This is a genomic window from Clostridium subterminale (assembly GCF_039521425.1).
Classification (GTDB): domain Bacteria; phylum Bacillota; class Clostridia; order Clostridiales; family Clostridiaceae; genus Clostridium_J; species Clostridium_J subterminale.
Window position 1 is genome coordinate 745740 of record NZ_BAAACI010000006.1, and the last position, 24792, is coordinate 770531.

Here is a 24792-nt window from a genome sequence, read left to right on the forward strand (position 1 = left end):
TATATGGTTAATGAGCTTTTGAAAGTGAAAAACATCTCAAAATCTTTTGGAAATAAAGTAGTGTTGAATAACTTAAGTTTAAACATTAATAAGGGTGATATTGTTGCTCTTATTGGCCCAAATGGTAGTGGTAAGACTACATTAATAAGAACAATATTGAATTTATACAATGAAGATAGTGGATCCATAACAATATTAAGTAAAGATGTACGAAAAAACTTTGAAGAAATAGGTCCATTTATTGGTTTGATGATTGAAGAGTCGGGTGTTTACGAATTATTAACTGCAGAAGAATATTTAGCATTTATTTTAGGACTTATTTCTAACTGTTCTAAAAATGAGATTAAAGAAAAAATAGCTGAAGTTCTAAAGAAAGTTAATTTATATGATAAAAGGAATGATAAAATCAAAACTTTTTCTAAAGGTATGATTCAACGATTAGCTTTTGCTAGAGCTATAATAAATAAGCCGGCACTATTAATTTTAGATGAACCATTTGATGGAATAGACATAGAAGCAAAGATTCAATTACTAAATATTATTAAACAAGAAAAAGAGCAAATGGGTATATTAATAACTTCACATAACTTAAAGGAATTAGAAGACATTTGTACTAGAATAGCTATAATAAAGCATGGAGAAATTTTATTAGATGATACTACAGAAGTTATTAGAAATAGAAATAACCTTTATTCAAAATTAAAACTACAATTTGATACAATTTATAGCGAAGAAGATATAAAGAAGATATTGGGTGTAGGAAATTATAATCCTACTGATAATTTATTTGAAATAAGTATAGGGAATAAGAAGGAAAAGGAAAGAATTTTAGAAAAACTTCAAAATAGTAAATTAAAACTAATAGATTTATGTGAAGAAAAAGTAAGTCTTGAACAATTATATTTAAACATTATTAATAAATAATTGGAGGTAATGACTTTGAAGACGTTAAAAAATTTTATGATAAAGGAAGGTAAAGAGGAATTAAGATCATTCTTAATAAATTTTTTAGCATTAGCTTGTATGTGTATTATTCAGCAATACCTAGTGTTAGGTAGATTTAAAAATCTATTTGAAGGTGTAGGTAGCAATAAAGTTGAATTTATGACACAGATGATAAATTTATCTCTCGTCTCCTTATCAATTATATGCATTACTTTTATGTCAAACTCTACAATGAATAGGAGTATACAAAAGGAAAAGAAAAATAAAAGCATAATTATTTTGATTTCCTTAGGAATAAGTGCTAAAGATATTTGGCATTCTAAAACTTATTTAAGCTTTATTGTTGGATATATAGCATATACGTTAATTTTGATTTTAGATATTTTAATGATAAAAATTGTATTTAAGTTACCTATGGTCCTATCACTAAAGGGAATCATAACATATATGATTATAGGACCAATAATATCATATTCATTAGTTCTGATTCTTTCATTTTTGTTTTGGTACTTTAAGAATAATATGATTATTACCTTAATTTATACTATGTCGTTAACTTTCGGTACATGGATATTCATGACTATGGTTTCTTCACCTATACTAGTAAATAATATATATATTCCAGTAATAATATTAGTTCCATTAGTTTTGAATTACGTATTTGCTAAAATTATAGGCAAGCAAGAAAAATGGAAATTAGGATTAAGTTAAGTTGTTAAATCTTCTTCTTATACTCCGAACTTTTCAAATGAATTGGGGTATACGTAAGAATTTTTATAAATAATATATAGAAATGAGGTGAGATTATGACAAATATTCAAGCTGTTGATCCTTCAATTTGTGCAATTTCTTGTGCATCCGTAGGTGGATTTGGTTGTATAGCAATGTGCGCTGCAACTCTTGGACTTGGCTCTGCATTAGGAATTGCTGCAAGTGGTTCTGCTGCTACAGCAGGTGGTGCTGCTGGTACACTATAATATAGTATTCATTTTCTTAACATTAAAAAATGAATAACTAGTTTTAGTGAGCACTTAAAATACTACTAAAAAAACAACTTCTTTGTAGCTCGATTAAACAACTTACAAAGAAGTTGTTGTTTTTAATACTTAACAAATACTAAGCAAAACCACTAGAACAATATAGTTAATTTATTTTTAATACTTATATTGATAAATTTTTTTGTAATATAACGTAACTAAAGAATTTCTGTAATTAGCATTATAACTTATATCAAAAATTATATCGATTAATACACCTATAATTTAATTATACCCTTTTTTTATATTTATATGCAAGTTATTGTGTTTTAAATACTAAATTAAGAATATTCTATTGTAATAGTTTGGACGATAATTATTTATTTTAATAATACAAATATAAATTTGGTAAAAGTTATGGGGCATTCTCATTTTTTATAAAAATAGACAAAGAAATAGTAATAATTTGAGAGTTTCCTATGGTACTATTAATGAATGTTAGAGGTAATATATTTATGGAAAATTTGAAAAGCATTATTAAGTTAAAACCTTATATTAAGAATTGTAAACCGTGGTTAATCGTTGGCATAATAGGTATGATTCTCTGTTCACTAATATATATACCTGTGCCCTATTTAACTGGTTATATAATAGATAATATTTTACTGAATCATGGAGAATATGTTGAATTATACAAGATTATTTCTATTTTGTTTTTATTTTATGTAGCACAGTATGGAATATCAATATTTTCTAAAAAGCTTTTTATAAAAACAGAAAATTTTATAGTAAATGAAATAAGAATGTCCATGATGAATAAAATAATTGATTTGCCTATGAGTTTTTTGTCTAAAAATGAAAAGGGATACGTATTAGGCAGAATTTCTGAATGTTCAAGTGTAGGAAGATTGTTTTCTCCTGATTTTGTAAATATTTTTATAAACATTTTTACTTTGATATTCTCACTCATTATGATGACTGCTCTAAGCTACAAATTAACTATTGCAGCCTTAATTTTAATTCCAATTTACTATTGTTCAGTAAAATCATCCTCTAAAAAATTGACTAAAAGTACAGAAATACTACTAGAAACTTCAGCAGTTTTAAGTGGGGAAACTTACGAAGTCTTAAATGGCTTGGAGGAGATAAAGATATTAAATGGGAAGGAACATCAACTAGCTAAATTTAAAAATAAGTTGAAATCTATGGTTAAGAATGGAATAAAACAAAGCAGTCAGCTTCTATTTTTTATGGAGAATCTCACTTTAGTAAATAATTTAGCTATGTTGATTATGTTGTTATTTTCAGGTATATTGATTTTAAATGGGGAAATAACTATTGGAATATATGTAGCTTTTTCAACCTATATGGGTAAGGTATTTGGAAGTACAATGTCTTTTGCTAATTTAGGAATGACACTAAACCCGGTATGTGTTAGCATTGAAAGGATTTACGAATTTTTAGAGTCTACAGATGAAAATGAAAATAGAACTGAAATTATTGAGGAAGAAATTGAAACCATTAATATTGAGAATTTGATGTTTAAATATGATGCTAATGGACAAAATGTCATTAGTAATCTAAATTTCGTCATTAATAAAGGAGACAGACTATTTATAAAAGGAGAAAATGGCGCAGGTAAATCTACATTAATAAAAATTCTTTTAGGCTTATATGACCCAGTAGAAGGGGAAATCTTTATTAATAATAAAAAATATTCTACAATAGATAAGCGAAGTATAAGAAAAAAAATAGGGGTTGTATCCCAAAGTATATTTTTATTTAAAGGAAGTGTTCTAGATAATATATTATATGGGAATACTGATAAGAAAAAGGAAGATATAATTGATTTAATTAAAGAATATAACTTAGAAAAATACATAAACAGTTTTGATAATGGTTTAGAAACAGAAATCAGTCAAAATGGTATAGGAATATCAGGTGGTCAAACTCAGATTATTGCGTTTTTAAGAGCTATAATAACTTATAAAGATATTATTATATTAGATGAAGCTACATCAAACTTAGATTCAGAAATTAGGGAAGTAGTGATTGAAATACTCAGGGAGAAAAATATTGCTAATATAATAATTATTATTTCTCATCAAGAAGAAGGAATAGAGTTTACAAATAAAGTACTTTATTTGAAGAAGTAAAATACTAACTTTTATGCTGATCTAATAAATCATTACTTTACATTAACGATTTGTGAGACTAAATATTCTTCAGGAGAAAAGGTTATCTCTGAGTAATCTTAGTGATGTTGTTATGGCTACAATAAAACATCTGATATAAGTGTTGTTAGATTTTTCTCAAACAGGACTCTCATCCTTAAAGTAGATGCAAGTTGGAGACTCTGTAGCAACGGAACAAAAACGGCAATGGTAAATGCAATTTATACCATTGCCGTTTTATCAGTTATTCTTTACCATTTAATAGGAGGTATAATATAAATAAAATGTAAGCGTCAAAGTGTGTCCTGAAGAATTGGATAATGTCAATTTGGTGCTAGTATATAATTGTGGACACGAAAAGTTGAGGAAAGTAAAATATAATTAATATGAATGAGATGTTCAAATATATCACAGAAGAAATATACTGAAGAATTTAAACAACAGATAGTGGATTTGTATAATATGGAAAATAAATCCCTATCAGAATTGGAAAGTGAATATGGCGTATCAAAATCAACTATGAATGGCTGGATAAAAAAAGCTATCACCAGTAAAGGTTAATGCTGCTAGGATTCCTTGCAGTATAAAAAGAGTTTAAAGACACATGAAAGCTTTAAATATATGCTCCATAGTTGTAAAGAAATATAAACCTTATAGTACTAAGAATACAGTTCTTGAAAAAGAAAATATCTAGTGACTTAATTGTATGACACCAATCGAATTTGAGAAACTAAGAAAATCAGCTTAATATCGTACGACTTTTTGTGCCTAGTTATTTACATAGGTCCATGAATTAGAACAATAAAGACGTCAAATTTTTGACGCTTACCTACAATTAGCTTTCTGTCTGTATAACGCGCAAAAACACCATAAAATTCAGATTTGAATATTACGGTGTTTTAAGAAATTATTTGATTTTGTAGCTGTTGCGTCTTATAAGAAAGTTGTTCATAAAATTAACTACTTAAAGTTGTTATTTATCTTCTCCTATAATAGGTTTTCCTTGGGAGTCTAATAGCACTGTCAGTCCGCCAGAAGTCCCATTACTAACATATAGGTAATTTACTCCAGTTTCTTTATCAACTATTACTCTATAACTTTCTATAGTTCCTTGTGTAGATACAATTTCAAACCTTTTGTCTTTTTTCATAATTTCACTTCCTATATTCAAACTATTAATGCTCTTTATAAGTTATTACGTCAGATTATACAATATTGTATATATGGTATTTTTAGAATATACACAAACTATAAGAAGATTGCATCTTGATAATTAATTTATAGTTGCTGCACAATAACTTACAATTACGCATCTGTATATCCAAATAGTACCATATAATAAATATTAAGACAAGTAGTTTATAACATTATATTGTTTAGTTTTCAAAGAACAATTATATAAGGATGCAAAGTTGTCCTACCTCTTGGTTATCTCACTATTCATTTGAATTGTGAATCACTTATTATGGAATTTTGGTGTTTTCATCCATGCTATAACATCATTACTTTTATAGAATTTTTCTTTTTTTCATCAATTGTAGAAGAGCTGAAAGGAGAAAAAAGAAGTCAAAAGAACTATCTAAAGAGATTAGAATTAAAGATAAGGCACTAGCTGAAACAACAGCATTATTGGTAATGAGAAAAAAGTTAAATGCTATTTTAGGGGAAGAAGAGGAAGATTAATAAGTCTTGAAGCTCGCAAATTGATATTAAGTTTAATTAGTGAAGCGAGTCAAAATGGTGATAGATTAATCCAAGTATGTGAAACTATTGGTATCAGTAAGAGAACCTATGAAAGATGGTGCAAAGATTATGAAATATCTGAGGATAAAAGGCGGGCTACAATGCGCCCTGAACCTAAAAATGAACTTAGTAGGGAAGATTACCAAAGTGTCTTAAATTTAGAAGAGGGTATCTTTTTAAAATATATGTGTAAAATTTTAAATATGAGTTTCGTATGAAAATAGAAAAATAAGAATTTATGCGACAATATTATTGATAGCTTCTAATATAGATATACCAGATATTTTCTAGAAAAATTATAAAAGTGGTTACTTCCATTTGGAAGTAACCACTTTGCTTTTTCCTGTAGAATAAATTAACTTATATATAAAATATATACATAACATTAAAATAAATGTTACAATGAAACCATGCTTATGAGGTATTTATATGAGTAATGAAGGTGTTGGGTTACATGAATTTATAGCTATAGATATAAAGTCAGCGCAAAAGCTATTCTCATAGTATGACAGCAAGATTGAAGTGACAAACTTAAGATTAATAACAAAAGGATTAAGTACTAGTAACTATATTGTAATTTATAAGAAGCCTTTAAAAAGTATTTACTGAGAAAATAATAAAAAATTAAAAGTTGAAAAAATATGTTATTAGATTACATAGGGAGATAAGTAAGAATGGAGTATTTTGATATCTTAAATAGGGATGGTAGTAGAAGTGGTAAAATAGCACCAAAAGATGAAGAGCTTTTAGAGGGACAATATGATTTAGGCGCACATGCATATATATATAACTCAAAGGGAGAATTCTTAATTCAGAAAAGAGCAAAAACAAAACAGTTCTTACCTGGTGGATGGGATATTCATATGGGACATGTTATGGCTGGAGAAACAAGCAAAGAAGCTATTATTAGAGAGATTGATGAAGAATTAGGTATAAAGATAGATAATATAGCTTTTATAAAAAGAGTTCTATGGGAGAAATATAATCATTTCATTGATATTTTTGTACTATGTAAAGATATTAATATTTCAGATTTAACAATACAAAAGTCAGAGTTAGATGATATTAAATTTATTTCAGCTGAAGAGATGATTAATTTGATAAAATCCATGGACTACAGACCAGAAGAATATAGAATAATCATGGAGTCATATGTTAAAGAAAATATTTTAAATTTTAAATAAAGTAATATAAATTTATAACTATGTATATATGGAACTATTTAACTATTTGTTGTGATACCAGGGATTTCAACAGTTTTGATATTTGAATAACATGAAATTCATAGCCAGATTTATAATAAATTATCTTTATATATTGGAGGAGAATTAGCATGAAATATGCAATAGAATTATATTTTGACAAGGAGACAGAAGAAAAAATTCTCAAATTAGCTAAAGGAATTGCAAGAGAGGGAATCAGCGAAAAATATTTAGAATGGAAGACTCGTCCTCATATTACCATAGCTATATTTAATGATATTGATATTGAGAAGTGTGACAAGCTATTAAAAGAAATTGCTGAGGATACAAAATCGTTTCCTGCATTACTTTCTAGTATTGGAGTGTTTAATAACACTAGAACTGTATATCTTGCACCAGTTGTATGTGATGAATTGATTGCTTTACACAAAAATGTACACGAAACCTTTGCATTTTGTGATTATACTGGTTGGGAATATTACACAGCTGGACAATGGGTACCTCATTGTGCCGTTATGCTGGGAAGTGAAGATAAAGAATCAGCATTAGGGAAAGCTACAAAATATGTAATTGAAAACTATGAAGTTTTTCCAAACAGTAGATATGAAGAAGTTGGTTTTGTTGAAATTGTAATGCCTGTAAAAGAAATAAAACCTCATAAGCTCAATACTTCTATGTAATTATAATTATTATAAAAAGTTTTATTAGGGAAGTTTATTTTAAAATCTAGCCTTAAAATTGAAAATATAATAAATAAAAATTTTAGTGAGGAAGTCATATGAAAAAAATTACTATGTCAAAGGGCGAATTGAGGAAATTCCTGGTGATGTATCAGGGTTTATCTTCACCAAAATCTTTTAATGGTGAAGAGGGTATTAAAAATTTTATAAATAGAGTAGGGTGCATACAATATGATCCTTTAAATATGGTAGGGAGAAATGCTGATTTGGTGCTTCAGTCCAGAATTGAAAACTATAACCCTATGATGCTAGAAACTCTTCTTTATAATAAAAATGAGCTCATAGATGGTTGGGATAAAATGATGGCTATCTATTCTGTTAATGATTGGCCTTATTTTGAAAGAGTGAGATTAAGGAGAAAAGAAGAGATTGAGAGAGTATTGAATCATAGGAATTCAATTGAAGCAATTAACTATGTTAATGCAGCAAAAGAATATATAGAGAAAAATGGTGCTACCTTACCTTCAAAGCTAGAGTTTGGACGCGTAGAAAGTGGAGTTTGGGGCCATGGTAAGCTTTCTAGTGCTACCATGGACTATATGTGGAATAGCGGAATTTTAGGTATTAAAGAAAAGAAGAATACTCAGAAAATCTATGACTTGGTGGAAAATCTACTACCTACAGAGATACTAGAAATGAAAGATACATTTGATGATGATAATGATTTTTATAAGTGGTATTTCAAAAGAAGAATAGGAAGCACAGGAATCTACTGGGATAGAAGTGGCGGAGGATGGCTCGGTCATTTTGTATCTGATAAAACCCTTAGAAAGAAAATATTAAAGGAACTACTAGAAGATGGTGAGCTTATACTTGTAAAAGTAGAGGGACTGAATGAAGCTTTTTATATAAGGGCTGAAGATACATCAATGTTAGATAATCTTAATTCTAATATTGATAAAAAGGCAAATTTTATAGCTCCTCTTGATAATCTTATTTGGGATAGAAAATTAATAAAAGATGTTTTTGACTTTGAATATAGTTGGGAAGTATATAAGCCTATTTCAAAGAGACAGTATGGATATTACGTACTGCCTGTTTTATATGGAGATCAACTGGTGGCAAGATTTGAACCAGAAATGCATCGAGGAAATGAACCATTGATAATAAAAAATTGGTGGTGGGAAGAGAACTATCAAGTAAAAGATACTGATATAGAAGCTATGAGGGAATGTTTTGAGCGGTTTTGCAAGTATTTGAAAGCAGATGGACTAGCAGAAGAATCATACAAAAAATAAGTTATAAAGGATGATTTTAATAATCAAAGGAGTGGAATGAACCTATGAAATTTATTTATTGTCCTATATGTGGGAAAAAGCTAGATGAAAAAAGTATTGGGGATGAAGGATTAATAAGATATTGCATAGATTGTGATAGACCATATTTTGATGGCCCTGCAAGCTGTGTTGAAGTTCTAGTTATTAATGAAAATAATCAGATATTGCTATTGAAGCAAAATTATATTTCTAAAACTTATTGGGGAGTAGTTTCTGGGTATGTTAGCAATGGTGAAACATTGGAGGAAACAGTAATAAGAGAAGTTTTAGAAGAAACAGGTCAGCAAGTTGAAAAAATGAAGTATGTAGAAAGTTACTACTTTAAACCTAAGGAATTAATAATGGCTGGATTCATTGCTTTTGTTAAGGCAAAACCATTTAATAATTCTAATGAAGTTGATGATATTATGTGGTGTGATATTGATGAAGTTAATAAATATATTGCAAGAGTTAACAATATGTCTGGTATTCATTTTGATAACTCAATCAAATTGCTAAACTTATAAATGCTACGAAAGAAGGGGTTTTATGAATAAACTTACTTTATCAGAAGAGTTAATTGGACAAGTAAAATTACCAAAAGGAATTTATATTAGAGAATTTAATGAAACTGATTTTTCTGCTATTCAAGTATTATATGAAAAAGAAGGATGGATGACATTCTTAAAAAGATCAGAAGATGCATTAAAGGCATGGGAAAATTCTAATATTACACTTGTCGCATTAGATGGAGACATAATAGTTGGATTAATTCGTGCATTAACAGACGGAGAAATCACTACTTATATAGCTGAAATTATAATTGATAATAGTTATAGAGGAAAGGGCATAGGAAAAGCATTACTTGGTATATGTCATAATTTATGTCCACATGCAAGATTAGATTTGCTTTCAACGGATAGTGCTGACGACTTTTATCAAAGAAATAGTTTTAAATCGCATATGGGATTTAGAAAGAGTTATTAAGTTTATAAAGGAAAGGATAGTATTCATAATGAAAATTAATTTAAATAACCTTATTATAAAAAATTATGGGTGTAAGAATAAAAAACAAAATACAGAAGAAAAATTTTTTAAGATAACAGAGGACATAAATTCTAGTAATAGTGAGTTTAATATATCAAGTAAAAGTAAAGGAAAAATAGAATATAAACTTGAAGGTGGCATGATAAAACTTTATATTAGTGATGGTAAAAATCCACCTAAATGTATTAAAAGTATTCCAGCAAAAGCTGCATCAAAAGAAATATTGGCAAAAGTTAAATGCCTAACTATAGGAGATGCTTTATACATAAATGATTTAATGGAGTCTAAGGATGATTCTGGTGAAAAGGTAAGTAAAGAAACCTCTACTGATAAAGATAATCTGATAAGTAATTATGATTCAATTCCATATCTTAGAGGTTGTGATATATGAAATAAAGAGGATGATAAAAGAAAATAGGGAGTGTAGAAAGTATGTATATATTTATAAATTATTATTGAGTTTGTTGCTCCTGCATTAATTCATTATTAAGTAAAGATATAAATTTTAATAATTTTTATATTTAAAATAAATCTATAAACTATAAAATTTAAAAATTAACAGGAGCACTTTTAGCAACTAATTAATTGCGATATTGAGGCACATAACTTTAGCTATAATTTAAAGTTGTGTGCTATTTTAAAATCTCAATATAGCAATAAAGTCAACTCATATGAGAATTTGATATAACTTTAAAAACCTGAGAGGATGATTACAAAATGATAGAATTAGTAAAAAAAGATTTATATTTATTAAACCAATTAGATTTACCAAAGGATAATGTTGATATTCAAAGTTATCTTCAAGGAGTAATTGATGGATTTGCTTGGGTTAACGAAAAAACAAATCCAACTACAGGAATACTTGTAATTGCAGATTTTTGTATACTAATTGGATACATAGATACTAATGAGGAATCTGAAATTATAGAGATTTTATCAAAAAATTGTAAAGGAAAATTAATTATTTCTTATAATTCTATTTGGTATAAATTTATTGAAAATAACTTTCATGAAACTTTCAAAAAATATAAGCGTTATTCTATGAAAAGAGAGCCAGATGTGTTTGACAAGAGTAGACTCAATGAATATATTATGGCAGTGCAACATGAATTCCTACCAATAAGAATTAATGAGGAGGTATATTATAAAGCTTTAGAGCAATATTGGACAGCAGATTTTTGTTCTAATTTTTTATCTCTAGATCATTACTTAAAATATTGAGTCGGTTATGTTGTTATGAAAGATGGTGAAATTATTTCTGGAGCATCTTCCTATAGTTATTGTGAAGGAGCTATTGATATTACCATTGAGACTAAACCAGAATATAAAAGAAAAGGGCTAGCACTAGCTTGTGCTTCTAAAGTTATATTAGAATGTATGGAAAGAGGGCTATATCCTCAATGGGATGCTTCAAATTTACTTTCTGTGTCACTTGCACAAAAATTGGGATATAACGTGGACAAGGAATACTGGGTATATTTTATTTAACAAACTTAAATTTAATATATACCAAGTACAAACCTGTGTAGTTCATTCATCCATATGACTTTTATGCACATTTAAATGTTAAGTTCAGTTGACAAACTTCCATTTTTACTTGATAGAAAAGGTGTTTAGTGTTTAGTATACTATAGTTACAAGTTAACTTGAAATATAGGAAAGGCTGGTGATAATTATGTCATTAGGCGAAAAATTATTATATTTGCGTAAAAAGGAAGGTTTATCTCAGGAAGATGTTGCAGATAAATTAGGTGTATCTCGACAAACGGTAAGTAAATGGGAAACCGACCAAACAGTTCCTGAACTTATTAAAGCAAAATTACTAAGTCAACTTTACAATGTAAGTTACGACTATCTTATTAGTGGAAGCCATATTGGTGGTGATGTTACTAGCATTGAAATGATAGTTGATGAAATTGACTGGACAAGTGCATGGAGTAAAAAGTATCCAATTTTGGCTTCATATCAAAGTGTGAAAGGAATAAATACTTATAGTGAGAAAGTATCTGAGTTGTACGATACTTTTAAAAATGAGTTTGGGTTTGATGATGTAGACACTGTTTTAGTTTTAAAAGATATTCTTTACCAAAAGTATAAAATGGCAAAAAAGAAAAACAAGTAAAATTTTCTATACTTTTGCTCAATTACTACGTGTTATTACAGCTGATATTTGAATAAATGGTAATCTTCTTATAATGTGCAATAACTATGAGAATAAATGAATTTTTAAAATACTGTAAAATTTGTAATGAGTTTTACGGTATTTTTATTTTGAAATCAATTATATTATAATAAGCTACTTAGAAATTATATAGTATAATTTACATATATTAAGCGTAAAAAAGCATTGCAAAATAATATTAAATATGGGAGGTTAATTTTTGATATATATTAAAAAGGTAAAATATAACTTTTTAAATTTGGTATTACAAAACTTAAGTGGATAAAATTACAAAAACTGTTGAAGTGTATTTTTAAAAATGATACCCTTATATTATCCCCTATAGGGGGATAATATAAGGGGGGATAGAATGAATTGGGTAAAGAAAAATAAAGATAATATTATTACTATATTTTTGTTAGCAATACCTGTAATAATAGAAAATATTCTTCAAACACTATTGGGAACGGTAGATACCTACTTTGCAGGGCAGATTAATGATAGTGCAATTGCAGCAATTAGTATAACTAATTTAATTGTTAATGTGTTCATTGCTTTTTATACTGCAATAAGTATAGGAACTAGCGCAATTATTTCAAGAAACTTTGGAAGGTTTGATTTTGAGGAGGCCAATGCTGTCATAAAACAGTCCAATATATTAGGTATCATAATAGGGATATTGGTTGGAGCAATTAATTTAATATTTTATAAACCTATATTAATGATTTCAGGTGCTTCAAATGAAATATTAAGTTATACAGTACCATATTATATGGTTGTTGCAGTACCATCAGTATTTCTTTGCTTATCACTTATTCTATCAAGCTGTTTAAGAGCAACTAAAGATACTAGTACACCAATGATAGCAACAGGAGTTGCTAATGTGTTAAATATATTTTTAAATTATATTTTTATAAAATTAGGATTGGGAATTCTTGGTTTAGGTTTAGCTACAACTATTTCACGTATAGTAAATGTTTTAATTCTTTTATTAAAACTAGTAAATGGTAGTGTTATTAAGCTTGATTTGACAAATATAAAGATTAAAAAAGATATAATTAAATCCATTATGAGAATTGGAATACCAGCCGGAATTGAAAAATTAGTTATGAGGTTAGGTCAATTAGTATACAACAGTATGATTATTTCTATTGGTATATCGGCATATGTAGCTCATAATATAGCAGGTAATATTGAAAGCTATTCCTATATACCTGCAATGGGTTTTGGGATTGCTACAGCTACTCTTGTCGGTATAAGTCTTGGTGAAGATAATACTAAAAAAGCTAAAAGTATTGTTTTTTTATCGGATTTCATCGCAACTATTTTTATGGTTTGTATTGGAATTATATTTTTTATATTTGCTCCACAATTTGCAATGATTTTTACAGATACAAAAGAAGTACAAGAAGCAGTTATAAGAGTATTAAGGTTGATTGCGTTATTTCAGCCATTTGCAGCAATTACTCAGATATTTACCAGTGCGTTACAAGGTGCTGGAGATACAAAATTTCCAATGTATGCAACACTAATAGGAATTTGGTGTGGAAGAGTAGGCGTTGGATATTTACTAGGAGTAACATTTGGGCTTGGATTATTGGGAGTATGGCTTGGATATGCTTTAGATATTACAATTAGAGGTATTATTTTGCTAAAACGTTTCTTAAATGGAAAATGGCAGAAAATTAACATATAATTAAAATAAAACAAAAGGAGATAAATTTATGAGTGATGAACAGGGACATAACCATACACATAAAAATACTAAAGCTGTAATAAATAGATTATCAAGAGCTATAGGACATTTAGAGGCAGTGAAAAAGATGGTTGAGGAGGGGCGAGATTGCAGTGAAGTATTAGTACAGGTTTCAGCAGTGAAATCTGCAATTAATAATATTGGTAAAATAATTTTACAAGATCATATTGAAAATTGTGTTGTTGATGCTGTAGAAACAGGAGATAAAGAAGTTCTCACAGATTTAAATGATGCAATAGGTAAATTTATTAAGTAAATCCTAAAATATTTTTAATAATACTAATTATAATTAGTTTAAATATCACATGTTCTAAAAGGAATGCGTGATATTTTTTTATTTAATACTAAACTATATTACACTTCAAACATTGAAATTTAAATAGTTGATATTAGAAACATAATAGTAGAAATTAGAAGAATATTATATATTTTGGGTTATTCATTATAGTTATATGTTATAATTTTCTTAAAGAATTATTTGTAATTAATTTAAATATATAGTAATTATTTTTAAATAGATAAATTAGGGAGATTTATATTATGAAGGTAGAATTATATGAAAAAATGTTGGAAACTGAATTGAAATATATAAAATGTTTTTCAGATTATGCCGAACAGCAGAAATCTATCATATTCACAGACAAAAAACTACGTGATATGTACATGCATAATTTCATTTTTTTGAAAGAATTAATGGAGATGGATGAACTAAGAAGCTTTATTGAAAATAAGCTTAGTGAAATGCAAAAGTCAAATAATGAACATCTGCATATCATGATGGATTATGGTGTGAAGTGGGATGAGTTAAAGAATTTGATTCAAGAGCCTGAGATTACAGAATACTGTTTTATGGCTATAGAGCCAAAAGATTTTAATAAATTAAAAGTGAAAGATAATTGCATAGCTTTAAAAGCAGATACTCTTGAAATACTTGATGATGGATACAAAGCAGATGTACAAGCCAATAAGGTAGCGATGGGAGAAGAGTTTGCTATAAAAAGAAGCAAAAGAAAGATGGAAGTATATAAGGACAATTTTGATTTGAACCTTTATGTATGCTACAAGGGAAAGGAACCTATAGGTAAATGTGAGCTTTTCATAAAAGATGGCATTGCAAAGATTGAGGATTTTGATATTATTGAGAAATATCAAAAACAAGGATATGGTACTTCTATGTTGCATAAATTGCTAGAAGAATCTCTTAATGCAGGAGCTGATATAGCATACTTAATAACAGACAATTTCGATACAGCAAAGGATATGTATAAAAAATGTGGGTTCTCAAAATGTGGTGTTAAGACATCAATATTATTTATGAGATAGTTTTAGATTAAAATATTTAAGGCAAGTGGCAGTTAAAGAGACATCCTAAAAACATTGCTTCGGTTCATTTTTGGGATAATGTTGTATCTGAATATACTAAGGGCAAATACCGACTTGTAGAATCTTATCCTAATTCTGAATATAACGATGGAACGCTGGGAGATATATTTTTCTTTGAAAATTAATGATTGATATTCTTTATGAATGTATAGGGGGGATATGTGTGATAGAAAAAATCAATTCAGAGATTATTAAAAGTGAGAATGAGATACTTGATATGCTAGATAATCTATTAGAGAAACGGGATAATGAATGGTGGAGCAATTTTTATTCTGATAAGGAAAAAGCAATTCCATTCTTTAAAAATATTCCTGATGAAAACCTTGCTTCATATTTTGAGTTAGAATTATTAAAACAAGGAAAAGCACTTGATATAGGATGTGGAAATGGTAGAAATTCATTATATCTTGCACACAAAGGGTTTGAAGTTTATGGAATTGATTTTTCAAAAACATCTATTGAATGGGGAAAACAATTGGCGAAAGAACAATCTATAGAAGTGAATTTTTTATGCCAATCAATATTTGACTTTAAATGTGAACCAGAGAGTTTTGATTTTATCTATGATTCAGGATGTTTTCATCATATAAAACCTCATAGGAGAAATCAATACCTAAGTGCTGTTTTAAAACTTTTAAAGCCAGATGGATATTTTTCCATGAACTGTTTTAATTTAAACGGAGGTGCAAATATATCTGATTATGATGTGTATAGAGATTATTCAATGCATGGTGGACTTGGATTTTCTGAGTATAAGCTAAAAACAATTTTAAAACCACACTTCAATATACTTGAATTTAGAGAGATGAAAGAGATAGAGAATGACAATGTATTTGGAAAATCTTTTATGTGGACAACATTATTGAAGAAAAAATAAAATGTAAACATCTTTATATTTATATAGTGAAAATTTTAAATTAAGTTGATGACAATTTATGGTGTGCCAGATTACAAATTTGAGGGGGAGAAGTATGAGTTTTATCGTATCTACCAGAGAAGTTGATAATGTAATTGATATTATGAAAGAAGTCGCTTCTTGGGGACGCTCTATTGGATTAAATGTATGGAAGGATGAACACCTTACAAGAGAAAAATTAATGGTAAATGTTATGGAAGAAGATTTTTGTGTGGGAAAAGTTTCAGGAGCTAATGCATGTTGTATGATATTGCAATGGAGAGATACTTTCTTTTGGCCAAATTCAAAGGAAAATGAAGCAGGATATATACATAAACTGTGCGTGAGAAGAGAGTATGCAGGAATGGGACTACCATGCAAAATGGTTAAATTTGCAATAGAAGAATGTAAAAAAAGAAACGTTAAATATTTAAGATTAGATACAGGATGGACTAATAAAAAGTTATGTAACATTTACAAGAGTTTAGGATTTGAGATAGTTAATAAATTCTTATTAGATAATGGTGGAGCATTTGCATTATTTGAGATGAAAATAGAATAAATAAAACTAACTTATTAATAGGAAGTATCATACTTTTATAATTTAAATTACAATTGTATCATACTGCCATGGAAAGGCTATTCACATAGCAGGAGGTGAAAGGTTTGCGAGATTACTTTATGAAAACAGAGCGTATAGGTTTCTCGAATTGGTCAGATTGCGACTTTACACTAGCACATCATCTTTGGGGAGAAAAGAATGTTACTAAATTTATTTGTACTACAGGAGAATTTACAGAAAATGATATTCGCAATGGGTTAAATATTGAAATTTGTAATGGTAAGGAGTTTCATGTTCAATATTGGCCTATATTTGAAATAACAACAGGAGAATTCATTGGCTGCTGTGGTGTACGTCCATTTAAATCTAAACAACACTCATATGAAATTGGTTTTCATCTTCGTAAAAAATACTGGGGGCAAGGTTATGCCCATGAAGCAGCAAAAGCGGTAATCCATTATTGCTTTTCTAAATTAAATGCAGATAAGCTTTTTGCAGGACATCACCCACAAAATGTTGGATCTAAAAAACTTTTAGTACGCTTAGGTTTTCAATATATAGGGGATAATTTCTATGAACCAACAGGACTGTATCATCCATCATATGAAATGACTAATCCAAGATTATAATCATAACTTGTAGTAAGCTAAGTCCGCTAGTAAAGAATTATATTGAAGGAAGGGGGAAATATCAATAGAGAATTATAATAGCACAAAAATGTTTTGGGACAATGTATTTAAAGCAGTAATACCAAATAAATATGAAAATGCAGATTTGGGACAAGAAGATTTAAATGAAGCTTTAAAGTGGTTAATATGTATTGGTTCAAGTGGTTGGAAGTCTTTAATACAGAGAAAGATACTGTTAAGAGTAAAAATCTATTGATACAATCTCATACATGCCATTCTGATACAAAATTAAAGGACTTTAGAATACGAAAAACAATTTTTGCATAATGTTAAAAAAATTGAAATAAATATAATTACTTAATATACTAAAATAAATGTATTATTACAAATTACTATTATTAAAGTAAATAAAATATGGAGATGATAATATGGAACTCAGTTCAGAAAAGATTAAAAATATATTAGAAAATGAGAAACTCATTTACTTGGGAACAACAAATGGTAAATATCCAGATAATTCTGCTGTTTGCTTTGCATATGATGAAAATTTACATTTATATTTTGGGAGTTATTCAGATACATTAAAATGTAAAAATATATCGCAAAATCCATATGTTGCAGTTTCAGTTGGAACGTTGCAAATTCATGGGATTGCAAAGGTTGTTCAATATGGAAGTGAAGAATATACAAACAAAAGAACAATTTACGACAAACGCTTTCCACAATATGTATCTGTATTTAAGAAAATTAACAATGAGTTATATGAAATATTCCCTCTTGTAATTTGGAATTACAATCCGTCATTAGGGGAAATGAATAGAGATGAATTAATAATTGATTTAGAATACTATAAATCAATTTCTCCATATAAATTTCACAAATATGATGAACGTTAATTTTAGGACAACCATATATATTTGAAATAGTATATAATGGAAGATTAGACAAGCTTCTGTTAATATTTGCTGTAATATCAACAATATTCTTAAACATAGCCTAAATATAAGGAGTGGTAATAAAATATGCATAACCTTATAAATGCTATTCCGCTATATAATTTCTTAAAATATTGTAATAACAATTCCTCTGTAAAAATTATATTAGACTGTGGTGCTGGTGGTTCTAATCCACCTCTTTCTTTATTTTATGAATTTGGATATGAAACCTATGGAATCGAAATATCTGAAGAACAATTAGAAAATGCAAGAGCATTTTGTATAGAACATAATACAGATTTAAATATCATATTTGGTGATATGAGAAAAATACCTTTTGAAAATGAGTTTTTTAATTTTTTGTATTCTTATAATACGTCTGTTCATATGAAAAAAGAAGATTTCTCACTTGCTTTATCAGAATTTTATCGAGTGTTAAAACCTGGAGGACTATGCTATGTGAATTTTTTAGGTGAAGAGTGTGATACTTATGGCATAGGAAAAGAAATTGGTGAAGGGGAGTTTTTACAAATTGAAGATAATGATGAAGTGATCTATTGTCATTATAAGGATAACGAAATTGAGCAAGCCCTTACAAAATTTGAAGTTATATATAAGGAAAAGAAATCAGTAAAAAGAAATATCGATGATAGAGAAAATACATCGGTTTATCTTGAATATATACTAGTGAAAAAGTAATTGAATAAGATTAGCTGTATAATTGGGGGGATGAATCAATGATTGAAATTAGACAATTAAAGGAATCTGACATGCAGCAGGCCTTAGAATTAAAGATTTTGTGCTGGACGGAAGAGTTGGCAGGTAAGGCTGAAAACACCCTTTCAGTTTCTCAAGAATTAGATTTCTGGGTAGGGTGGATGCATACAGGGAAAGAAAATAATGATATTCGATTGTTAATTGGAGCATTTGAAAACGACAAGATGCTTGGAATAGCCTTTAGCAGTTTTGCAGAAACCTTTGATATACCTGAAAAGGGTATAGAGTTAAATGGTCTCTGGGTATATCCTGACCAGCGAAATAGGGGGATTTCTCTCATGATGATTATTTACACATTGAATTTCTACATGGGTATAGGTATGGAAAAGATTGTTGTTTATAACCATCATTATGCATCATCAAATCAATTTTATCACAAATTTTGTGGACAAGTTACAAAACAAGAATATCAGATGGAGGGTAAACTTTTGGTGGATGTATTCTTAACGGACATATTATCAATGAAAAGTAGAATGGAGCAATCTCTAAAGAAATATATAGGAGAATATGCCTATGAAAATTAAAAAAATTAAAGTTGATAATATTGAGCAAGTAAGGGAGCTACACGTATATTGTACAGGTCGTCAGTGGACTGATAGTAAACCATCAAAGGATGAATTATCATTTTATACTCCTGATGAAATATTAGGAATGTTTGATGAAGAGAAACTAGTAGCTATGATAAGGAACTATACATTTAATCAGTCAGTGAGAGGTGTAATTAAGAAGATGGGAGGGGTTTCCCATGTGGCTACTTTTCCTGAATATCGTTTGAAGGGATATGTAAAGGACTTAACAAAAGCAGCATTTTTAGATATGAAAGAAAAAAATCAATCTGTTAGTTTATTACATCCTTTTAAAGAAAGTTTTTATAATTATTTTGGATATGTTGGTACAAATGACAATTTGCTAGTTAAAATTTCTTTAGATGGATTTTTTCATTATTTAAAAGATATATCAAAAATAAATGGTGAATGGGAAGAGAAAAGAGTAAGAGCTATTGAGGTACAAGAGGAATTTGAAGCATTTAAATTTGAACTTGATTTGTTGGAGCATCATGGACTTGTTTTTCTCAATAATATATCCAAGGAGTATTGGATAGAAGATCATGGTGGTGTAATTGTAGTCTTTATAAAGAAAAATAATAAAACTATGGCAGCTGCAAAGTATATTAAAATAGGATCAGGAGAAGATGGAAAAATTTTTGTGACAGAAATGTATTGGAAAGACATAGAAAGCAGAGTGATGTTATTCAGATATTTTGCAAAGCATAAAGACCAATTTTCACATCTAGAATTAAGAATTCCATATGGTACTAATTTTTGGACATGGCTGAATGATCCAATGAGGCCTATTGAAGTAAAGGTTAGCAATCATTCATGGATGGTAAGAATTATTGATGCAGTAGAAGCAATGAGTGATATTAATGTAGCTTTAGAAGGTAATATTATTTTAGAATTATATGATGAACATTGTCAGTGGAATAATGGTATTTATAAGTTAGAAGCTGTGAATAAGAAACTAAAAATGAGTAAATATGAGAGTAAAAAACCAGATGTAAAGATGGACATAAAAGGGCTTACCGCACTATTGTATGGTGCATATTCTGTAGAAGAGCTTGAATTTAAGGAATGGATTATACTATCAGATTCAAAGTTTAAAATAATATTAGACCATTGGTTTCCTAGAAAGTTTCTTTATAATCCATATTATTTTTAATGGTGTAGTTTGTTAATAATGATTTATTAAAGATTTGTAATAGAGGTGGATGAATGAATATTTACTTGTTAAGACATGGAGAAACTAATATAAATAGAAATGGAAAATACCAATCAGCTGTTGATAAAGATTTAAATGAATTTGGAATAATACAGGCTGAAGTTCTTGGAAAAAGAGTGAAAAATTATAGTATAGATATTATATACTCAAGTGACTTAAAAAGAGTAGTAGAAACATCTAAGATTATAAATAAATATGTTAATACAGAAATTATTATTAAAGAAGAGCTTAGGGAAATAAATATGGGATCATGGGATGTATTAACTATTGAAGATAGATATATAAATTATGAAGATTATGCAAAAGAATGGGATAAGCATTTAAAAGACTTACCTTATCCGGAGGGAGAATGTGGAGAAGATGTATGTAGAAGAGTAATAAAAGTTATAGACGAAATAGTAGAGAAAAAGTATAAAAATGTAGCAATAGTAACTTCGGGAGGAACTATTGCGATACTTTTGAGTTACTTCTTAGGTTTAGAGCAGTATAAAAGATTTAACATGGAAATTGATAATTGTAGTATAAGTATTGTTAAATGTGATGAGATAAGCAATAAGATGGCTGTGAAATGCATTAATGATACAGGGCACTTGGAGGAAATAAAAGGATAGAATTATATGAAGAGTAGATAAATTTGTATTTACACAAACTTATCTACTCTAATCTTTTCATAAAAATATAATCAATTAAGTGTTCAGTACTGTTATAACTCCATCTAATGATTTTTATGTTCATTTTTATTAGAAGATGCTATAGCAGCTATGATAATAAAAATAGCTATGTTTACAAGGTTAATGTAGAAATCTACACTGCTACCACTTAGACTATATTCATCAACATAGATTCCATTTTGCCATATACTTAAAGTTGATATAAGTACTAAAAATAGAGAATTTACTATAATGGTAAAGGAATTAATGGCTTTACCTCTATATTTCATAAGTATCACATGTAATAAGTTGAAAATAAGAAATGCTAAACATGCATATGAAAATACTCCCAAAAGGTCCAAGATGTTATCCTCCTAAAATAAATATTTAAGTATATAAAAGAATTATGTAGTTTATACATAGTTCTCACTTACTATAGAAATTCCGTGTTCAATTCTATATTTGCTCTGAGAAATATAGTTTTTCATCCATTGACTCACGTTAGAAAAATCAGTGCTACGACATATACCTATATAGACGATAAGTTCTCTTAGCTGAAGAAATAGAGGTATTTGTTTTAGCCAATATTCATCTATATGATTTTCTTTAAGGTAACCATCCATAAAGCTTTTCATAAAAATACAACTTTGAGCTTGTCTTTCATCTATGCTATCATCTAAGAATACATAAGTAATATAAAACAATTGAATAGCTATATCTTCAATAAACAAACTATATTGACACTCATCAAAATCAAATATATTAATGTTTTCATTATCTAACAGAAAATTTCCGACATTAATATCTCCATGAATAATTCCAAAGGAATCAGAATCCGTACAGAGCTTATTTATTCTATTCACTATATCATCATAACTTTCAAAAATCTTGATCTGATCAGTAGAAATATATTTCTTTATGTTTTGTAAATAATAATTATGTGACCAATCAGGTCTCTTAATTTCTTTTGATGAAGGTATGTACTTCTTAGATAAAAAATGCATTTTCCCTGTTAATCTACCACATTTCTCAAATAAATCTTTATTACTAATGCATTCAGGATATCCAATCTTTCTTCCAGTAGCTTTTTCAAAAGAAGTAGCTGTAAAGTACGATCCTCCTATATGGATTTTTTCTGATAAATTACCAGAGATAGAGTAGATGGGCTTTGAAACTGATACTCCATTATTAATTAAATATAAAACCCAGTCCAGTTCACCTTTTATAAGGTTATCACTTCTATGTGAGCTATGAGTAAATCTTAAAATATAAGATTTATTTTGCTTTTTATATTCATAAACATAGTTTTGAAAACCTCCAATTAAATTTAGTGTAGACATATCTATATTAAATTTAATTGCTGCTTCTTCTAAAATTTGCTTATTAAATAATTCCTCAATTTCTCTATCCAAATCTTCCACTTCCTTACTAAAATAATTATATTTCTAAATATAAAATTTAGATCAAAATTTGTATAGCTATAATTTGATGTAATAACCATAAGATTATTTTACTATAATTAACTTAAATGGTACATACTTTAAAGAAGGAAATTTAATAGATTTCATGGAATTGTAACTAGGATATAAAATTTTTGTGTTTGATATCTTGTACAAAATATATATAAAGGAGAGTAAGCAAATGAGAATGCAACTTAGAAAGAATTTAATTAACCGAATAGAAAATCTATTCAAATTTAAAATCCAAAAGTTAGCTTTAGAAGGAGCAGAATTAGAAAGGGAATTAAATATTTATCTATCAAGGTTTATAGAGGGAACTTTAGATCCTGATTTATCTGGTAAAAAACCAGATAAGTTTATTGCAAATCTTAAAAATAATGTTTTAGGTGATTTTTCAAAAAGATATATTATAACTGCACATTGCAATGATGAAGTAATAGGTATTTTAATAGCCTTACCTGGAAGAGAAAATAAAATGCATATCTATTCACTGCATGTTGCACCAGATCATAGAAATAAAGGAGTTGCTTCTACACTATTAGCTACCTGTGTAAATGATATGCATAAAAAGAATATAGAAGATATCATTATAGATGTACATATAGATAATAAACCTGCTTATAATCTATATAAAAAACTTGGATTTGTAGAAGTTGATAATAAAATTTAATAAAGTAATAATGTTAAGTATATTAAAGCCATAGATATTATTAATTAACTCAATATATTAAATTAAATAAAAAAATTAATAATGAATATTTAGAAAATATGCTATAATAGAAATATTAAAAATAGAATTAATATAACGTAGTTTTAATAGTGGTAGCAATTATCTAAAGAATGGAGGAAAGCTTTTGATATACATAACGGAGCCTGGATTTGAACCTAAACATATTAATCCATTCACAGAAGAAAGATATACTAATGATTGGATTGTATTTTGCTTAACTAATTCTAAAAATTATGAAATAACCAATGGAAGAGGCGATTCACATGTGTATACTTTAAAGGTAAGTAAAAAGTGTACACAATGGGAATTTAGCCTTATGGATTTTATAGAATACGAAAATAGCTACTGTAAGAATATGATTTTGTCGGTGAATGAAGAAGACTTAATTAAAGCAAAGGAAGTATATGGAAGTCACCATTATAATGAAGCATTTTTAAGGGATAATGAGCCTAAGGTTCTTATCCATAGTACAACAATAGAAAATTGGGAAAAAATTAAGAGAGATGGTTATTTAAAGTCTTGGAATATGCTTAAAAGAGAAGATGATAATTACAAGGACAAGCTTATAGGTAAACTTCTTGGTGATCCAAAGGACTATAGTGATTATATTAAGTTTTCTAGAGGTAATGTTTCAGGTGAAATTGTTGCATTATCAAGGGAAAATAATAAAATTACTATGGATGAGAATATGAAATATAAAACTGGTGCAAGGTTATATTTTGATATTGAAAAAATAGCTAAAGATGGATTGTTAGTTCGTGACGGTTGTCATTTAAAGGTAAAGGATATGTTATCTCTAGATAAATATCTAATTTGGACTGCAACATGGGAAAATCTTAATCTAGAAAGTGAATATTCTACACCTGAAAATTTTACAAGAATAGCAAATGAAATTTTTAATTCTCTCTTTGGAGATGCACTTATTAAATAAAAGTTTATATATTAAAAAAAGGAGAGGAATGAGTTTGTGTAAACGCAAACTCATTCCTCT

Annotated in this window: 30 protein-coding genes and 1 pseudogene; 28 read left to right on the forward strand and 3 right to left on the reverse strand. The window is 28.1% G+C overall.

The annotated features are described in order from the left end of the window. Nucleotides 1–63 precede the first annotated feature (63 nt). The 5 genes from ABDZ93_RS12645 to ABDZ93_RS12665 all read left to right on the forward strand — a co-directional run bounded on the left by ABDZ93_RS12645 (nt 64) and on the right by ABDZ93_RS12665 (nt 4657). Nucleotides 64–924, forward strand: a complete 861-nt coding sequence (locus ABDZ93_RS12645) for an ABC transporter ATP-binding protein (RefSeq protein WP_343826771.1) — start codon at nt 64–66, stop codon at nt 922–924. A gap of 15 nt (nt 925–939) precedes the next feature. Next, nucleotides 940–1656, forward strand: a complete 717-nt coding sequence (locus ABDZ93_RS12650) for a hypothetical protein (RefSeq protein ID WP_343826772.1) — start codon at nt 940–942, stop codon at nt 1654–1656. A 95-nt stretch (nt 1657–1751) separates the two neighbouring features. Then, entirely contained in the window at nt 1752–1922 is a 171-nt protein-coding gene (locus ABDZ93_RS12655) for a hypothetical protein (protein ID WP_343826773.1), read from the forward strand. A gap of 515 nt (nt 1923–2437) precedes the next feature. Beyond that, nucleotides 2438–4078, forward strand: a complete 1641-nt coding sequence (locus ABDZ93_RS12660) for an ABC transporter ATP-binding protein (protein ID WP_343826774.1) — start codon at nt 2438–2440, stop codon at nt 4076–4078. Between the two features lie 408 nt (nt 4079–4486). Next, entirely contained in the window at nt 4487–4657 is a 171-nt protein-coding gene (locus tag ABDZ93_RS12665) for a transposase (protein ID WP_343826775.1), read from the forward strand. 412 nt (nt 4658–5069) lie between these two features. Here ABDZ93_RS12665 and ABDZ93_RS12670 read toward each other — a convergent pair whose 3' ends face one another. Then, entirely contained in the window at nt 5070–5246 is a 177-nt protein-coding gene (locus ABDZ93_RS12670; protein WP_343826776.1) for a DUF6440 family protein, read from the reverse strand. Between the two features lie 553 nt (nt 5247–5799). On the opposite strand from ABDZ93_RS12670, the gene ABDZ93_RS12675 reads away from it, so the two are divergent. The 21 genes and pseudogenes from ABDZ93_RS12675 (at nt 5800) to ABDZ93_RS12775 (ending at nt 21572) form a co-directional block, all read left to right on the forward strand. Then, nucleotides 5800–6057, forward strand: a complete 258-nt coding sequence (locus ABDZ93_RS12675; protein WP_343826777.1) for a hypothetical protein — start codon at nt 5800–5802, stop codon at nt 6055–6057. 456 nt (nt 6058–6513) lie between these two features. Then, nucleotides 6514–7023, forward strand: coding sequence for an NUDIX domain-containing protein (locus ABDZ93_RS12680; RefSeq protein ID WP_343826778.1), 510 nt, complete (start codon nt 6514–6516; stop codon nt 7021–7023). Nucleotides 7024–7172: 149 nt separating this feature from the next. Beyond that, the gene (locus ABDZ93_RS12685) at nt 7173–7721 is read left to right on the forward strand and encodes a 2'-5' RNA ligase family protein (RefSeq protein WP_343826779.1); all 549 of its coding nucleotides are present in this window, start codon (nt 7173–7175) and stop codon (nt 7719–7721) included. A gap of 98 nt (nt 7722–7819) precedes the next feature. After that, a complete protein-coding gene (locus ABDZ93_RS12690) occupies nt 7820–9019 on the forward strand; it encodes a DNA glycosylase AlkZ-like family protein (protein ID WP_343826780.1) in 1200 nt (399 codons plus the stop codon). 44 nt (nt 9020–9063) lie between these two features. After that, entirely contained in the window at nt 9064–9564 is a 501-nt protein-coding gene (locus ABDZ93_RS12695; RefSeq protein ID WP_343826781.1) for an NAD(+) diphosphatase, read from the forward strand. 22 nt (nt 9565–9586) lie between these two features. Beyond that, the gene (locus ABDZ93_RS12700; protein ID WP_343826782.1) at nt 9587–10024 is read left to right on the forward strand and encodes a GNAT family N-acetyltransferase; all 438 of its coding nucleotides are present in this window, start codon (nt 9587–9589) and stop codon (nt 10022–10024) included. Between the two features lie 28 nt (nt 10025–10052). After that, nucleotides 10053–10475, forward strand: coding sequence for a hypothetical protein (locus tag ABDZ93_RS12705; RefSeq protein WP_343826783.1), 423 nt, complete (start codon nt 10053–10055; stop codon nt 10473–10475). A 326-nt stretch (nt 10476–10801) separates the two neighbouring features. Continuing rightward, a pseudogene (locus tag ABDZ93_RS12710) lies at nt 10802–11572 on the forward strand (GNAT family N-acetyltransferase). Between the two features lie 187 nt (nt 11573–11759). Further along, nucleotides 11760–12206 (forward strand): helix-turn-helix transcriptional regulator, encoded by a 447-nt coding sequence (locus ABDZ93_RS12715; RefSeq protein ID WP_343826784.1) that lies wholly within the window; start codon nt 11760–11762, stop codon nt 12204–12206. Nucleotides 12207–12615: 409 nt separating this feature from the next. Then, a complete protein-coding gene (locus tag ABDZ93_RS12720) occupies nt 12616–13941 on the forward strand; it encodes an MATE family efflux transporter (RefSeq protein ID WP_343826785.1) in 1326 nt (441 codons plus the stop codon). A gap of 28 nt (nt 13942–13969) precedes the next feature. Further along, nucleotides 13970–14257, forward strand: a complete 288-nt coding sequence (locus tag ABDZ93_RS12725; RefSeq protein ID WP_343826786.1) for a metal-sensing transcriptional repressor — start codon at nt 13970–13972, stop codon at nt 14255–14257. Nucleotides 14258–14541: 284 nt separating this feature from the next. Further along, a complete protein-coding gene (locus tag ABDZ93_RS12730) occupies nt 14542–15324 on the forward strand; it encodes a GNAT family N-acetyltransferase (RefSeq protein ID WP_343826787.1) in 783 nt (260 codons plus the stop codon). Nucleotides 15325–15547: 223 nt separating this feature from the next. Beyond that, nucleotides 15548–16261: a class I SAM-dependent methyltransferase gene (locus ABDZ93_RS12735; protein WP_343826788.1), complete on the forward strand. Its 714-nt coding sequence runs from the start codon at nt 15548–15550 to the stop codon at nt 16259–16261. 94 nt (nt 16262–16355) lie between these two features. Further along, a complete protein-coding gene (locus tag ABDZ93_RS12740) occupies nt 16356–16841 on the forward strand; it encodes a GNAT family N-acetyltransferase (RefSeq protein ID WP_343826789.1) in 486 nt (161 codons plus the stop codon). A 104-nt stretch (nt 16842–16945) separates the two neighbouring features. Further along, complete coding sequence (locus ABDZ93_RS12745) at nt 16946–17470, forward strand: GNAT family N-acetyltransferase (protein ID WP_343826790.1); 525 nt, start codon at nt 16946–16948, stop codon at nt 17468–17470. Between the two features lie 88 nt (nt 17471–17558). Then, nucleotides 17559–17726: a hypothetical protein gene (locus ABDZ93_RS12750; RefSeq protein WP_343826791.1), complete on the forward strand. Its 168-nt coding sequence runs from the start codon at nt 17559–17561 to the stop codon at nt 17724–17726. Nucleotides 17727–17898: 172 nt separating this feature from the next. After that, a complete protein-coding gene (locus ABDZ93_RS12755; RefSeq protein WP_343826792.1) occupies nt 17899–18366 on the forward strand; it encodes a pyridoxamine 5'-phosphate oxidase family protein in 468 nt (155 codons plus the stop codon). A 126-nt stretch (nt 18367–18492) separates the two neighbouring features. Then, on the forward strand, nt 18493–19104 hold the full coding sequence (locus tag ABDZ93_RS12760; RefSeq protein WP_343826793.1) for a class I SAM-dependent methyltransferase: 612 nt from the start codon (nt 18493–18495) through the stop codon (nt 19102–19104). A gap of 38 nt (nt 19105–19142) precedes the next feature. Further along, on the forward strand, nt 19143–19706 hold the full coding sequence (locus ABDZ93_RS12765) for a GNAT family N-acetyltransferase (protein WP_343826794.1): 564 nt from the start codon (nt 19143–19145) through the stop codon (nt 19704–19706). Then, a complete protein-coding gene (locus tag ABDZ93_RS12770) occupies nt 19696–20901 on the forward strand; it encodes a GNAT family N-acetyltransferase (protein ID WP_343826795.1) in 1206 nt (401 codons plus the stop codon). Before ABDZ93_RS12765 ends, ABDZ93_RS12770 begins: the two co-directional genes overlap by 11 nt. Nucleotides 20902–20954: 53 nt before the next feature. Next, complete coding sequence (locus tag ABDZ93_RS12775) at nt 20955–21572, forward strand: histidine phosphatase family protein (RefSeq protein ID WP_343826796.1); 618 nt, start codon at nt 20955–20957, stop codon at nt 21570–21572. Nucleotides 21573–21676: 104 nt separating this feature from the next. Here ABDZ93_RS12775 and ABDZ93_RS12780 read toward each other — a convergent pair whose 3' ends face one another. Together ABDZ93_RS12780 and ABDZ93_RS12785 are read right to left on the reverse strand one after the other, a co-directional pair. Continuing rightward, a complete protein-coding gene (locus ABDZ93_RS12780) occupies nt 21677–21973 on the reverse strand; it encodes a hypothetical protein (protein WP_343826797.1) in 297 nt (98 codons plus the stop codon). Nucleotides 21974–22024: 51 nt separating this feature from the next. Beyond that, the gene (locus ABDZ93_RS12785; RefSeq protein WP_343826798.1) at nt 22025–23023 is read right to left on the reverse strand and encodes a phosphotransferase enzyme family protein; all 999 of its coding nucleotides are present in this window, start codon (nt 23021–23023) and stop codon (nt 22025–22027) included. 229 nt (nt 23024–23252) lie between these two features. Between ABDZ93_RS12785 and ABDZ93_RS12790 the strand changes: the two genes are divergently transcribed. Together ABDZ93_RS12790 and ABDZ93_RS12795 are read left to right on the forward strand one after the other, a co-directional pair. Further along, nucleotides 23253–23741 (forward strand): GNAT family N-acetyltransferase, encoded by a 489-nt coding sequence (locus ABDZ93_RS12790; RefSeq protein ID WP_343826799.1) that lies wholly within the window; start codon nt 23253–23255, stop codon nt 23739–23741. 184 nt (nt 23742–23925) lie between these two features. Beyond that, nucleotides 23926–24732 carry a hypothetical protein gene (locus ABDZ93_RS12795; protein WP_343826800.1) on the forward strand — a complete coding sequence of 269 codons (807 nt, stop codon included), beginning with the start codon at nt 23926–23928 and terminating at the stop codon, nt 24730–24732. The last annotated feature ends 60 nt before the right edge of the window (nt 24733–24792 follow it).